Below are 13,916 nucleotides of genomic sequence, written 5' to 3'. Positions count from 1 at the left end.
CGGGCCCACCACCGCGCAGCCCGCGCGGTGGTGGGCCTGCCGCGGCTCTCCCTCGGGAACTCACCGGCCCGCACGGCGCCCCAGCCCGTAGCGTGGTCGCATGACGACGATGCCGACCCGTACGAGCGGACCGAAGGTGCCGCCCTCCTACCCGCCGAGGACGCCTCCGCCGCAGAAGAAGCCCGTGGAGGCCCCCCGCCCCCGGCCCGTCACGAAACCGGCGGCCTCGTAGGGTGAGCGGCATGGCGATCACACCACCGGAGAAGGACGGCACCCGGCTGCTGTACGGATGCATGGCGCTCGGCGGCGGCTGGGACACCGACGCGTACGGACCGGCCGACATCGACGAGGCCGAGGCGGCGATCGAGGCGGCGCTGGACAGCGGCATCGACACCTTCGACCACGCCGACATCTACCGCCGGGGCAAGGCGGAAGCCGTCTTCGGCGAGGTCCTGGCCCGCACCCCGGGCCTGCGCGAGCGGATCGTGCTGCAGACGAAGTGCGGGATCCGCCTGGCGGACGGGGACCGCCCCGGCATCTACGACCTGCGCGGCTCGACCATCGTGCGGCGGGTCGAGGAGAGCCTCGGGCGCCTGCGCACCGACTCCGTCGACGTCCTGCTCCTGCACCGGCCCGATCCGCTGGCCGACCCGGAGGACGTCGCGGCGGCGCTCACCTCGCTGCGCGAGCAGGGACTCGTCCGCCGCTTCGGCGTCTCGAACATGAACGCCGCGCAGATCGCCCGCCTCCAGCGGCACCTCGCATTCCCGCTGGTCGCGAACCAGTTGGAGATGAGCCTGGACCGCAGGGACTGGCTGGAGGACGGCGTCCTCGTCAACACGCCCGCGGCAGCGGCGGGCGGGTTCCCGTCCGGGACGGTCGAGTACTGCCTGGAGTACGGGGTCCGCCTCCAGGCCTGGGGCGCGCTCGCGCAGGGCCGTTTCACCGGACGGCAGGAGAGCCCCGACGAGCACGCGACGGCCCGTCTCGTACGGGAGCTGGCCGACGCCAAGGGCACGACGCCGGAGACGGTGCTGCTGTGGTGGCTCCAGCGGCATCCCGCGCGGATCGCCCCCGTGGTGGGCAGCGGCCGCCCCGAGCGCATCCGTGCCTGCCGCGACGCCGCGTTGCGTGAGCCCGACCTCACGCACGAGGAGTGGTACGACCTGTGGCTCACCGCCCGCGGGGCCCCGCTCCCGTAGCGGTGCCGCCGGACGGGTCGCTCAGCCGATGCTCCACGACCAGGTCTGGTCCGCGCTGACCAGCCAGGCGAGGACCGCGAGGTCCGCGATGCCCAGCGCGAGACCGAGCCGGGCGCGGCCGGGTCGGCGCGTACCGCGGTGCAGGGCGAGGGCGGCGAGGACGATCGCCGCCGGCCCGAGGAGCAGGTTCATCGCCAGGAGGCCGATGAGGCCGAACACGAAGGAGGCCACCGCCATTCCGTCGGCCTGACGGACGGCGGGGGTGGGGGCAGGGGCAGGGGTGTGGGCGGGGGACGGGGTACGGGCGGCGGCGGTGGAGCGGAGCGCCGTGTCGGGTACGTTCATGATCATCCCTCCTGTCGGCCGGCCGGCCGGTGCCGGCGGGCTGTCCGCTCCCGGACCGCGAAGACCAGCAGCCAGCAGGCGATGGCGGCGGTGGCGGCGAGGGAGACGTGAACGGGCACGTGGGCGACGGTTCCCAGGGCGATCCCCATCAGCATGAGGGCCGCTATCAGGAAGAGCATCGTGCTTCCTCCAAAATAGGAGACAGTTGTGCACTGACTGCTCAGTCTAAATGCAAGCGCGCAGATTTCGAGAATCGGGGGTTGACTTTTCGTCATGAGTGAGACCATCGGGGCACGCCAGGCCCAACGCCACAAAACCCGCAGGGCCCTGCTGGACGCGGCCCTGTCGCTGCTGGAGGAGCAGAGTCTGGGCAGCCTCGGCCTGCGCGAGGTGACCCGGGTCGCCGGGGTGACCCCGACGGCGTTCTACCGGCACTTCCGGGACACCGAGGAGTTGGGCATCGCCCTGGTGGACGAGGCTCTGCAGAGCCTGCACGGCACCGTGCGCTCGACGCTCGCCGCGTCCGGCGAGGCGGCGCAGCGGATCGACACGACCGTGGACTTGATGGCCGAACTCGTACGGGAGTACCCCGCGCACATCCGCTTCATCGTGCGCGAACGGCACGGCGGCGTACGCAGGGTGCGCGAGGCGGTGGCGGGACAGCTCGACGCGTTCGCCCGCGAGGTGGCCGAACGGCTCGCCGCCGATCCGCTGAGCAGGGGCTGGAGCGCGGACGACCTGCTCATGCTGGCGCGGCTCTACGTCGACCACATGGTGATGACGGTGTCCGCCTACCTGGCCGCGGGACAGGACGAGGGTGAACGGGCGGCGGTCACGCGCACCGCCCGCCGCCAGCTCCGGCTGATCCACGCGGGCCGGCTGCACTGGCCCACCACCCACGACTAGCCGGGGTCCAGGCGCTCCCGGGCGCCCAAGTATCCTCTGCCGGACGGGCTTTCGGCTGACCACCAGCACGGCGCGCACCGGACCACCAGGGGGACACATGTGGGGGCGGGGGACGGTCCTCGGGGACCGATACACACTGGCCGAGCGGATCGGCGGTGGCGGCATGGGCGAGGTCTGGCGCGCCGACGACGACGTGCTCAGACGGCAGGTGGCGGTGAAGGTCCTGCTGCCCGCGCTGCTCGACGACGCCTCGTTCGCCGCGCGCTTCCGCAGGGAGGCCACGGTCCTCGCCTCCCTCAGCCACCCGGGCATCGTCGACGTGCACGACTACGGGGAGAGCCGGATCGACTCCGGTGAGCAGGTCGCGTACATCGTCATGGACCTCGTCGAGGGGCGGACGCTGACCGAAGTACGGGCGCAGGGCGGGCCCCTCGGCGTCGAGCAGGCACTCGACATCGCCGGCCAGGCCCTGGACGCGCTGCACGCCGCGCACCTCCAGGGGGTCACGCACCGCGACATCAAGCCGTCGAACCTCATGCTCGGCGACGACGGCCGGGTGACGGTCACCGATTTCGGCATCGCCCGCTCCAGCGCGGCCAGCACCGGCATCACCGACTCGCACGCCGTACTGGGCACGGCGCTCTACATGGCTCCCGAGCAGGCGGAGGGGCTCGGGGCCGTCGCGGCGTCCGACCTCTACTCCATGGGCGTCGTCTGCTACGAACTGCTCACCGGAGAGCCGCCGTTCACCGGTGAGTCGGTGGTCGAGATCGCGCTCAAGCACATCAGGGAGCCGGTGCCGGACCTCCCCGCCGAATTCCCCGCGCCGGTCCGCTCCTTCGTGGCCAGGGCGCTGGCCAAGAGGCCCGAGGAGCGGTACGCCGACGCCTCGGTGATGGCCGCCGCGGCGCGGCGCGCGGCGGCCGGCCGGCCGCTCGGCGAGCTCGACGCCCCGGCCGGACCGGTCGTCGCCGGGGCGGGTCCGGAGCCGGCCGGCGCCGCCACCGAGCTGCGGCGGTCGTGGCGGGACCGGCTGCGCATCCCCGCGTCCGTCTCCGCGCCGCTCGCGATCGGGTTCAGCGTGACGATCACGGTCTCGGTGGCCGTCACCGTCTTCTACATCGACGCCGGCGCCCGCCGGACCGACGCGGGCGGCCCGGGACAGCACCCCTCCACCTCCGCGTCCGCACCGGCGTCCGGAAGCGGGAGCCAGAGCCCCGGCGCGGCCCCCGGGCAGAGCGCGCCGGCCGGTACGCCCAATGCCTCGGCCCCGCCCGCGGGCGAGAACGCGGGTGCGAACGCGGGCGCGGGCGCCGCCGCAGGCGGCATCGGCGGCGCGGCACCCGTACCCGATCCCCCGTCGGCCGCCGGCGGCTCCGGCAACCCGGGGAACAAGCCCGGCTCGGGACCGAGCGGCGGCGGCGCCGGAGGCGGGACCGCGCCCGGAGGCGGAAGTTCGACCCCCGGAGGCTCCGGCAACGGCGCAGCCAACCCGCCGCAGGGCTGCGGCGGAGCCGGCTGGGGTGCCATCACCAACGTCGGCGACGGGCTCAAGATCGGCCTGAGCGGCTCCGCCCCGCAGGCGAACACCAAGGTCATCATGGGCGGCACCACCGCGTTCGGCTGGTTCCACGAGAAGAACAGCTACGACAGCTTCACGACCTGCGGCCCGTCCGGCCCCGCGATGTCGCGGGCGCTGACGCAGTTCGGGGACACCACGCGCGTCGAGCTCGCGGGCCCCTTCGACGGAGGCGTGTGGTGGAACCTGGAGAAGGCCCCCGCGGCGGGCGCCTACTACATCAAGGACATCGCGTTCCAGGGCGGATGCCTGACCGACAACGGCGCCGGCAACCAGCTGACGGTCGTCGCCTGCTCCGGGAGCAAGGCCCAGCAATGGCGGATCGGATAACCGGACCGGACCGCACCCGAAGACTCCCCGTCCCGTCCGGAACAGGACGGGAGGCGGGGAGTCCGGGGCCCATGGCCCGCCTCGGTCAGCCCTCCCGTACCGCCACCGGGACGGGCCGCCGGGTGGACCGCGGCAGACCGCCGTCCACGTGGTTCGCCTTGAGCGCCGCGTACGCGCTGCACACCGCCTCCGTCCGGACGGGGCGCCGGTCCGCGCACGCCGTCAGATCTCCCGCGCACTGCAGCTCCCATCGCGGGAAGCGGCGGCGCGACATGGCCACGGCGGCACTGGGGGCGAAGTACAGCATCGTGGTGTTCTCGTGGGGGTTGTGCGCCGAGCCCTCGTAGACCATCCGGCCGCCGGTCTCCAGCCGGTCCGCCAGCCGGGTCAGGGCCCTCTCGTCGGGCCGGTCCATGAACAGGCCGACGTGGTTCTCGAAACCGTGGACGCGCTCCTGCGCACCCACGGCGTCCGTGTACCCGGGGCTGCACCGGGGGAAGAGGAAGACCTCGACCTCCGGCGCCAGACCGGTCGTGACGCGCAGCCGCGTCACCCGTATGTCCGCATCGTCCGGAAGCCAGTGGCGCTCCACCAGACGGCGCTTGACCAGCACGCTCGGTATGGTGGTCGACGCGGGCCAGCCGTTTTCGTCGAAGTACGCGAGAGCGGATTCCACTGTTTCCGGGAACAGTAGCGTTGCACAATGCGATACAACGCATCCGCTCTTGATTTCCCGTTTGAGATCGCCCGGCATCCAGGGTGGCAGGAGAGCGTCCAGTGATTGCTTGGAGGCGTGGAGGGCGTAGTCAACAGCATGCTGGAGGCGCTGGACGTCGCACGGTTCGAACGTCACTTCAGGCATGTCGCTGCCTTTCTGTTGCCGACACCCGATTAAAGCCACCTCACCCATCAGGCGGCACTTGGCCGTAGCCTGATCGGGTGAACATCGGCGCCTGACCTGCGCTTTCAACATCCCGGTTGCAACACCTCCCTTTCGACACCCCGCTTTCGACCCCTCGTTTTCAACACCGCACATTCAACGGAAGGCGTCTTTCCCAGGAGGTAGAGGGCATGTCTCCGTACGGCCGAAAGAATTCTCCGCGCATCCTCATAGCCGGTGCCGGAATTGGTGGATTGACGACGGCCCTGAGCCTTCACGCGGCAGGGCTGGACGATCTGCTCATCGTGGAGGCGTGCCCCAACCTGCGCGCCGTCGGAGCGGGAATCAATCTCCAGCCCGCCGCCGTCCGGGAGCTGACCGAACTCGGATTGGCGCCTGCGCTCGACAAAGTGGCCGTGGCGACCGCCCGGTTGGAGTACCACCACCGCTACGGCGGTCTGATCTGGTCGGAGCCGCGCGGCCGCGCCGCCGGTTACAACTGGCCGCAGTACTCGGTGCACCGGGCCGACCTCCAGGACATCCTGCTGTCGGCCGTCCTGGACCGGCTCGGCCCCGGAGCCCTGGTCACCGGCGGCCGCCTCATACGGTACGAGCAGGACCGGACGAGCGGCCGTGAGCCGGACGGGCCCCCCGTCCGGGCGTACGTGGCGGACCGGCCGGACCCGTACACCTGCGACCTGCTCATCGGCGCGGACGGAATCAACTCGGCCGTGCGCGCGACCATGCATCCGCACGAAGGACCGCCCCTCGGCAACGGGATATGCATGTGGCGCGGGGTGACCGAAGGCCCGCCCTTCCTCGACGGACGCACGATGGTGATCCTCGGCTGCAACGCCCGGGTGAAGGCCGTCGCCTACGCGGTCACCCGACCCGACGAGAGCGGGCGGTGCCTGCTCAACTGGGTCGTCGAGAGCCGCACCGACGACGGCCTCGGCGAGGAGGACGCGCGCGGCGGCGCCGAATGGGACCGCGCGGTCCCCCCGGAGGAGGTCCTCACCCACATCGAGGGCTGGCGCAGCGACTTCCTCGACCTCCACGGCATCATCACCCGGGCACCCCGCATCGGCCGCTACCCCATGATCGACCGGGACCCGCTGCCCACCTGGACCGACGGCCGGGTCGTCCTGCTCGGCGACGCCGCGCACCCCTTGTACCCCACCGGCTCCAACGGCGCCTCGCAGGCGATCGTCGACGCCCGCGTGCTGGCGTACGAACTGGCCCACCACGGCCTGGACGAGGCGCCGGCGCGCTACGAGGCGGCCCGCAGGCCGCAGACCACCAAGCTCCTCGCGGCCCACCGCCGGCTGGAACCCGACCCGGTGCTGCGCCAGGTGGAAGCCCTGGCCCCGGACGGCTTCCACGACATCCGCCACGTCCTGCCCGACTACAGCCTGGACGGCATCAAGTCCTGTACCCGCCAGGTCACCGGCGTGGACGCCACCGCGCTCAACGCACGCACTTCCTGGAGCGTCGCCGTATGAACATCTGCCGGATGCGTTCCACCGCCGTCGCCGCGCTCGGCTCCGCCGCGCTGCTGGCGGCGCTCCTGTCCGCCACCGGGCGGCCCGCGGCCCCGCCGCCGCCCTCCGGCTCCGCCGCACGCATGCCCGCCTGCGCCGAGAACACCGGGAGCGCGGCCTGCTCCGTGTACGGCCGGGCCGCCCGACTCGGCGGCGGCGCGGTCCGTACGTACAGCGAGTACCAGGGCGGGATACCCAGAACGCTCGGCATAGCCCTGACCGCCGCGGCCGTCACCGGGCTGCCCACCTCCGCCGCCACCGACGGCAAGCACTGCTACGACGCGGACGCCGACGGGCACCTCGACGGCATGCACGAATGCGTCGGCGGCCACAGCCTGGAGCTCGGGCTCCCGGCGACCCCCGCCGCCGCATCCGCGGTGCCCTTCCAATGGGTGCTGTTCAACTGGAACCCGCACGGGCACAACCCGCACGGCCGCTACGACGTCGCCCACTTCGACGTGCACTTCTACCTCGCCCCCCAGGGGGTCCGGTCGGCGATCAAGACCGGCGGCTGCGCCCTCCTGATCGCCTGCGACCAACTGGCCGCGGCGGGCAAGCCGGTCCCGGCCGCGTACCTGCCGGCGGGCTACCCCGCGAGCAGCCCGCAGACCGCGGAAGGCGCCATGGGCGCGCACCTGGACAGCCGCCCCCCGTCCACCGGCACGCTCAGCGGCCAGACCTTCATCTACGGGGCGTACGCGGGCGAGCTCATCTTCATGGAGCCCATGCTCACCAGGGACTTCCTCCAGCGGCACCGCACGGCCCCCGGCCACCGGACCTGCGAGGCCATTCCCCAGCCGGCCGCCTGGCGGATCCCCGGCTGGTATCCCACGCAGTACTGCACCGCGTACCGCCCCGACGAGGGCGACTACACGGTCTCCCTGACGGACTTCGTCCACTCGGGCGGCGCGCACCGCCTCGCCACGGCGGTCCGCTGAAGCCGGCCTGCCGAAGCCCTGTCGCGTGGCGCAGCCGGCGGGTCCGGCGGGCAGCCGTCACAATCAGGCTGTCCGTGATGTCGCCTCGTCACCCATATGGGGGCCAGTTCATGTACGCAGCGTTGGTCCACGCCCTGGGGCAGCCGCCCCGGTACGAGTCCGTGCCCGAGCCCGTCCCCGCGGCCGGCGAGGTGGTCGTCGAGGTCCTGGCGGCCGCGCTGTACCCGCTGGTGCGCTCGTTCGCCTCGGGCGGCCACTACACGGGCGGCGACGCGCTCCCGCTGATCCCCGGATTCGACGGAGTGGGCCGGACGGCGGCCGGTGAACTCGTCTACATCCCGGGGCTGGAACCCCCGCACGGGACGATGGCCGAGCGGGTCGCCGTACCGGCCGGCGCGCTGATGCCCGTACCGGACGGGCTCGATCCGGTCGCCGTCGCCGCCGCCATGAACCCCGCGTCCTCCGCGTGGATCGCGCTGCGCGAACGGGGCCGGCTGCGCCAGGGCGAGTCGGTGCTCGTCCTCGGAGCCACCGGCAACGCCGGGCGGGCCGCCATCCGGCTCGCCCTCGACCAGGGCGCGGGCGCGGTCGTGGCGGCAGGGCGCGACCCGGAGGGGCTGCGGATCGCGACGGAGCTGGGTGCCCACCGTACGGTGCGGCTGGCGGGTCCGGACGAGGAGATCGCGGCCGCGTTCGGCGCGGCGGCCGCCGACGTGGACCTCGTCCTGGACTACCTGTGGGACCGCCCCGCGGAGCTGGCGCTCGACGGAATCCTGCGCCACCGTGCCGATCTCACGCGTACGTTGCGGTGGGTGCAGGTCGGCTCCGCGGCCGGGCCCGACATGACCGTGCCGTCCGCGTGGTTCCGCAAGGCGGACGTGAGCGTCTGCGGGAGCGGACTCGGCTCGATCTCGGGCGCACGCCGCGATGCCGCCCTGCGCGAACTGCTCGCCCGGATGCCGGCCCTGGCGCCGACCACCGAGTCGGTCGCCGTCCCGATGGCCGACGTGGAGGCCGCCTGGGACTCGCCGGTGCCCTCCGGCGCCCGGCTCGTGTTCGTCCCCGCGGGCGGTGGCGAAGCGCTCTCCGGGGCATGGGAGGCCGTCGGGGACCGGGAACCGGTCTGAGCGGAACCCCCGTGCGTCACGGGCCCCCGTCGTACGGTCGCGGCGGCGGGCTCGGCGCCAGGTGGAGGCCCAGCGTGGCACCCGCCTCGCGGGTCAGCGGGCCGGTCGGGTCCAGCCCGAGGGGGCCCGCGAGATCGCGGGCTTGCAGGCGCGTGGCGGCCTCGAGCAGAGTGGCGTAGGTGTCGGCGGCGGACCGGGTGCGGTGCCGCCCGGCGAGCGCCAGAACGACGGCGATCGCGGCGGCGGGCCACCACCACAGGGCGAGCGGCAGGTAGAGCAGGGCCCAGGCGGTCAGCGTGGTGGCCCGGGAGAGGGCCTGGCGGGCGGCCGTGACCTCGGCGCGGGCGGTGTCGGGCAGGACCAGCCACAAGTGCGGCCACAGCGCGGCCAGATCGAGCCGGTGGTCGCGGTCCACGCGGACGGCCGCGGCATGGATGCGGTCGCCGCTCCAGGTGGGGCGGTCGGGATGCTCGGCGGATATCCGGACCATCGCCGCCCGGGCGGCGAGCCGCCCGGTGGGATCCGCGCGTTCGCCGCGCGTCCGGGCGGCGGCGGCCTGCTCCCGGTGCCGGTGCCAGGTCTCGGCGGCCGTCCGCCAGCGGCGCCGGCGACGGACGGTGATCCGGTACGCGAGCCCGCGGGCCGGAGCCGGCCAGGACGGCCAGTCGGCGGCCAGCTGGACCCGTTCGACGGCGGAGCCGAGAGCCTGCGCGACGACCCCGACGGCCGCGGCGCCGACCAGTACCGCGGCCAGCACCACGACCTGCCCTCCGACGGTGCGCGCGGCCGGCGCCCCGGCCCACGCGGTGACCTGGCCGGCAAGGCGGCCCACGGCGAAGGGGTGGGCCTGGCCGAGCGTCCGGGCCAGGGCCGCCACCGCCAGGTAGAGGACGCCGGGCAGGACCAGCAGGGACAGCCACCGCTCGGCCAGCTTCTTGCCCAGTTCTCCCAGCAGGGTCCCCACCGCTACAGCCGATCCAGGCGCAGCCGGTCCCCGCTGATCGCGCAGAGCGGCGCCGTCGCGTGGTCCGGCCACCCGTAGCGCGTACAGCGGTGGCCCGGGCACACGTAGACCGGCTCGCCGGAGCGGTCGCGGGCAACGCCGGCGGCATGCACCCCGCGCTCCGCCGAGCCGCCGGTCTCGCTGTAGGCGTGCAGGCCCCGGGGGTCGCCGAGGGATTGGAGGACGGCGTGCAGGACCTCGAACGCGTCACCGGTCTCCCGCCCGCCCCGCGCCGCGGTGAGCACGTCTTCCAGCACGGCGTCGTCACCGGCCGGACCGCGGCGCAGGCGCCCGCGGATCGCGTCCGCGTTCGCACACACGATCCCCAGCTCCCGCGCCGTCTCCTCGGGCTCCGCCATCCTCGCCCCCGCCATCGCCTCGTTGCAGCTGTCGCGGAGCGTATCCGAGGAACTACCCGCCGGTGCGGGGATCGTAGGACTAGCATCACCCGACGTGAGTCATCCGGGGGACCCAGCGCGCACGGAACGACCGGCTGCTCAGGCGGCTATGGACGCAATGGCGGCGCGGCTGCGGCGTGTTGTGGAACTGCGGGACGTGACACCGGTATGGGAAGCCGAGGCCCTGAGCGAAGCGCGGCGGCTCGCGGAGCTGCTGCCCGCCGACGAGGACCTCGCCGTCCGCCATCTGCTCGGCTGGTTCCACTGGTTCCGCCACCAGGCGACGGCCGCGCGGACGGACCAGGACCGGGACCAGGACCTGGGCCCGGACCCGGGGCGGGGCCAGGACCAACCGGATCTGCGGATTGCCGTGCAGGCACTCACCGCGTGCTTCCTGGCCGGCGACGACAACCTGCCGGAGCCGCTGGTGCCCGTCCTCGCGGAGAACGCGGCCGGGTACGCCATGCAACTGCTCGCGGGCTTGGACGAGTCGGACGACCCGGAGCGGCTTTCCGGTACGGCGAACCTGTGGCGGCGCATCGTGGAGGCCGTGCCCGCCGGCCACCCCCACCGCGCCATCCACCTGACCGCCCTCGGCAACGTGCTGCGGATCACATCGCGCCGGGGCGGCCCGTCGGCCGACCTCGACGGCGCGATCGACCGCTTCCGGGAGGCCTTGTCGGCGGTCGCCGGGGAGCCCGGCCGCGCCATGTACCTCTACAACCTCGGAGAGGCGCTGAGCGCCCGGTTCGACCGGGCCGGAGCGACGGAGGACCTCGACAGCGCCATCGCCCTGCTCGGGCAGGCGGCGCGGACCACCCCCGATGACGGCCTCTACCGCGCGCTGGTCCTGACCGGCCTGGGGCGCGTGCTGCGCTCCCGCTACGAGCGGGCCGGAGCGCTGCCGGACCTGGACGGCGCCATCGCCCGGTACCGGGAAGCGGCGTCCATGTTCCCCGTGGACCAGCCCGGCCGCGCCGAGGTCCTGTCCAACCTCGGCAACGCCCTACGGCTCCGCTTCGAACGGACCGGCGCCGTCGGGGACTTGGGCGAGGCCGTAGAGGCGGCCCGGCAGGCGGTGGACACGGCGCCCGAAGCCCACCCCGGTCGCGCCGTGTTCCTGTCGAACCTCGGCATCGCGCTCCAGCAGCGGTTCGTCCGGGCCGGCCGCGCCGCGGATGCGGACGCCGCCATCGAGGTGGGCCGGCAGGCGGTGGAGGCGGCCGCTGCGGGCCGTCCCGACCGTCCCGACCGTCCCGGCCGTCCCGGCCGTCCCGGCCGTCCCGACCTGGCCATGTGTCTGTCGAACCTCGGCGGAGGACTGTGGGCCCGGTACGAGAGGATCGGAGCCCTCGCGGATCTGAACGACGCCATCGACCGGCTCCAGGAGGCGGTGGAGGCCGTCCCGGCCGACCACCCCCAGCGCGCGTGGTACCTCTCCAACCTCGGGAACATGCTGCGGGCCCGGTTCGCGCGGCTGCACGACATCGGGGACCTGGACGCCGCCATCGAGGTGGGGCGGCAGGCGGTCGGCACGGCGCCGACCACCCATCTCGATCGCGCGATGTTCCTGTCGAACCTCGGGGGAGCACTCCAGGTCCGGTTCGGGCGGCTCGGCGTCCTCGGGGACCTGGACGCGGCGATCGACCGCCATCGGCAGTCGGTGGATGCCGTTCCGCCCGGCCATCCGCAGCGCCCGCGGTACCTGTCCAACCTCGGCCCGGCGTTGAGGTTCCGCTTCGGCCGGACCGGTGTCCGCTCGGACCTGGACGAGGCGGTCGCCGTCGGCCGGCAGGCGGTCGAGGCGGCTCCCGCCGACCACCCCGAGCGTGCCGTCTACCTGAACAACCTCGCAGACGCGCTGCTCGCACGGTTCGACCAGGACGCGGACGAGGCGGACCGGGACGCGGCGGTGGCGGCCTGGACCGCGGCGTCGACGACCGTGCTGTCAACGGTGTCCGTCCGGATCCACGCGGGGCTGTCCGCAGCCCGTCTGCTGGCGAAGTCCGGTGCGGCGGAACGCGCGGCGCGGGCGGCGGACGCGGCCGTGCGCCTGATGCCGCAGATGGCCGGGCGCCGGCTGGAACGCCAGGACCGGCAGGACGCGATCGGCGACGTGGCGGGCCTGGCCGGTACCGCAGCCGCGCTCGCGCTCGCAGCCCCGGGCGGGACCGCGACCGGGCGGGCGGAGCGCGCCTTGGCCCTGCTGGAGGTGGGCCGCGCCGTCATGCTCGGCCAGGCACTGGAGAGCCGCGGCGACCTGACCGACCTGCGCGGCCGCCACCCTGAACTGGCGCTCAGATTCACCGAGTTGCGCGACGCTCTCGACCAGCCCGCGGAAACGGCGACGTACGACCGGCACCGACTGGCGGAGGAGTTCACCGCCCTCCTCACCGAGATCCGCGACCTGGAGGGTTTCACCTCCTTCGCCCTGCCGCCCACCGTCGACGAACTCAGGGCCGAGGCGTCCCACGGCCCGATCGTGGTGTTCAACGTCAGCGGCCACCGCAGCGACGCGCTGCTCCTCACGGCCGAGGGGCTCACCAGCCTCGCGCTCCCCGGGCTCGGCCAGGCCACCGTGGTCGACCGGATCAACGCCTTCCGGCGGGCGCAGTACTCGGCGCTCTCGGGGGCGGACCCTGCCGAGCGGGAGGAGGCGCAGGCCGTACTCGTCGACGTCCTCGAATGGCTGTGGGACGCCGCCGCCGGCCCCGTACTGGAGGCCCTGGGGCACAAGGGTCCGCCTGCGCCCGACGCGGAGGGCGCCGAGGCCCTGCCCCGTGTGTGGTGGGCGCCGGGCGGACTGCTGGGACTCCTGCCGCTGCATGCCGCCGGTCATCACGCCGACGCGCCGGACGACCCGTACCGGCGCACCGTGATGGACCGGGTCGTCTCCTCCTACACCCCGACCGTACGCGCGCTGCGCCACGCCCGCGAACGCGGTCGGCCCCCGGGCGCGGGCGCCGGTACCACTGCCACCGCCGCTGCGACCGCCGCCGGCGACCGTGCGCTGATCGTCGCCATGCCCACCACGCCCGGCCTGCCCGGGGCAGGCCGGTTGCGCTTCGTCGACGCCGAGGCCGACATGCTGGAGGCCCGCTTTCCGCACCGCGTCGTCCTCAGGGAGCAGGACCGGGCGGAGGGCGGCACCGCCCCCACGAAGGCCAACGTACTGGCGCACCTGCCCCACTGCGCGATCGCGCACTTCGCCTGCCACGGAACGAGCGATCCCGCCGACCCCTCGCGGAGCAGGCTGCTGCTCCGCGACCACGCGCAGGACCCGTTCACCGTCAAGAGCCTGGACCCGGTCGCCCTCGACCACGCCAGGCTGGCCTACCTGTCCGCCTGCCGTACGGCGGCCATCGACACCGTCGGCCTGCTCGACGAGGCCATCCACCTCACGTCCGCTTTCCAGCTCGCCGGCTTCCCCCATGTCATCGGCACACTGTGGGAGATCGACGACCAGACCGCCGTCCGCATCGCCCGGGCCTTCTACGACGGCCTCCGGACGGATTCGGGGGCGATCGACCCCGACCGGGCCGCCCGCGCCCTGCACGCCGCAGTGCGCCAGGTCCGGGACGGCCACGACCTGCCGCCCGGCTATGACCGCAGGCGCGCCCCGCTCCTGTGGGCCGCCCACCTCCACGCGGGGGCGTGAGCCGCCCGC

Annotated in this window: 13 protein-coding genes; 8 read left to right on the top strand and 5 right to left on the bottom strand. The window is 73.9% G+C overall.

The window, feature by feature from the left end:
* Positions 1-100: 100 nt before the first annotated feature.
* Positions 101-232, top strand: a complete 132-nt coding sequence (locus IF02_RS35940) for a hypothetical protein (protein ID WP_267880925.1) — start codon at positions 101-103, stop codon at positions 230-232.
* Positions 233-242: 10 nt separating this feature from the next.
* Positions 243-1,202 (top strand): aldo/keto reductase, encoded by a 960-nt coding sequence (locus IF02_RS0120150; RefSeq protein WP_234318271.1) that lies wholly within the window; start codon positions 243-245, stop codon positions 1,200-1,202.
* A 21-nt stretch (positions 1,203-1,223) separates the two neighbouring features.
* Here IF02_RS0120150 and IF02_RS0120145 read toward each other — a convergent pair whose 3' ends face one another.
* Positions 1,224-1,553, bottom strand: a complete 330-nt coding sequence (locus IF02_RS0120145) for a hypothetical protein (protein ID WP_030158893.1) — start codon at positions 1,551-1,553, stop codon at positions 1,224-1,226.
* Complete coding sequence (locus IF02_RS35205; RefSeq protein WP_199809252.1) at positions 1,550-1,726, bottom strand: hypothetical protein; 177 nt, start codon at positions 1,724-1,726, stop codon at positions 1,550-1,552. The genes IF02_RS0120145 and IF02_RS35205 overlap by 4 nt, the downstream gene beginning before the upstream one ends.
* A gap of 94 nt (positions 1,727-1,820) precedes the next feature.
* Here IF02_RS35205 and IF02_RS0120135 point away from each other — a divergent pair, with 94 nt between their 5' ends.
* Positions 1,821-2,453, top strand: coding sequence for a TetR family transcriptional regulator (locus tag IF02_RS0120135; protein ID WP_030158891.1), 633 nt, complete (start codon positions 1,821-1,823; stop codon positions 2,451-2,453).
* A 97-nt stretch (positions 2,454-2,550) separates the two neighbouring features.
* Complete coding sequence (locus IF02_RS0120130; RefSeq protein WP_051696381.1) at positions 2,551-4,362, top strand: protein kinase domain-containing protein; 1,812 nt, start codon at positions 2,551-2,553, stop codon at positions 4,360-4,362.
* Positions 4,363-4,447: 85 nt separating this feature from the next.
* Here IF02_RS0120130 and IF02_RS0120125 read toward each other — a convergent pair whose 3' ends face one another.
* Entirely contained in the window at positions 4,448-5,038 is a 591-nt protein-coding gene (locus tag IF02_RS0120125) for a hypothetical protein (RefSeq protein ID WP_030158888.1), read from the bottom strand.
* A gap of 395 nt (positions 5,039-5,433) precedes the next feature.
* Here IF02_RS0120125 and IF02_RS0120115 point away from each other — a divergent pair, with 395 nt between their 5' ends.
* The 3 genes from IF02_RS0120115 to IF02_RS0120105 all read left to right on the top strand — a co-directional run bounded on the left by IF02_RS0120115 (position 5,434) and on the right by IF02_RS0120105 (position 8,848).
* Positions 5,434-6,744: an FAD-dependent monooxygenase gene (locus tag IF02_RS0120115; protein ID WP_030158886.1), complete on the top strand. Its 1,311-nt coding sequence runs from the start codon at positions 5,434-5,436 to the stop codon at positions 6,742-6,744.
* 11 nt (positions 6,745-6,755) lie between these two features.
* A complete protein-coding gene (locus IF02_RS34420; protein WP_158708520.1) occupies positions 6,756-7,721 on the top strand; it encodes a hypothetical protein in 966 nt (321 codons plus the stop codon).
* A gap of 110 nt (positions 7,722-7,831) precedes the next feature.
* Positions 7,832-8,848, top strand: a complete 1,017-nt coding sequence (locus IF02_RS0120105; protein WP_199809251.1) for a quinone oxidoreductase family protein — start codon at positions 7,832-7,834, stop codon at positions 8,846-8,848.
* A gap of 16 nt (positions 8,849-8,864) precedes the next feature.
* Here the strand turns inward: IF02_RS0120105 and IF02_RS0120100 are convergent, their stop codons facing one another.
* Both IF02_RS0120100 and IF02_RS0120095 read right to left on the bottom strand, forming a co-directional pair.
* Positions 8,865-9,812 (bottom strand): hypothetical protein, encoded by a 948-nt coding sequence (locus tag IF02_RS0120100; protein WP_051696380.1) that lies wholly within the window; start codon positions 9,810-9,812, stop codon positions 8,865-8,867.
* A gap of 2 nt (positions 9,813-9,814) precedes the next feature.
* Positions 9,815-10,210, bottom strand: coding sequence for a hypothetical protein (locus IF02_RS0120095; RefSeq protein ID WP_030158881.1), 396 nt, complete (start codon positions 10,208-10,210; stop codon positions 9,815-9,817).
* Positions 10,211-10,406: 196 nt separating this feature from the next.
* Here IF02_RS0120095 and IF02_RS0120090 point away from each other — a divergent pair, with 196 nt between their 5' ends.
* Positions 10,407-13,907: a CHAT domain-containing tetratricopeptide repeat protein gene (locus tag IF02_RS0120090; RefSeq protein WP_158708519.1), complete on the top strand. Its 3,501-nt coding sequence runs from the start codon at positions 10,407-10,409 to the stop codon at positions 13,905-13,907.
* Positions 13,908-13,916 lie beyond the last annotated feature (9 nt).

Source organism: Streptomyces sp. NRRL S-244 (assembly GCF_000717915.1).
Taxonomy (GTDB): domain Bacteria; phylum Actinomycetota; class Actinomycetes; order Streptomycetales; family Streptomycetaceae; genus Streptomyces.
This window is presented reverse-complemented; position numbering and strand designations above follow the sequence as displayed.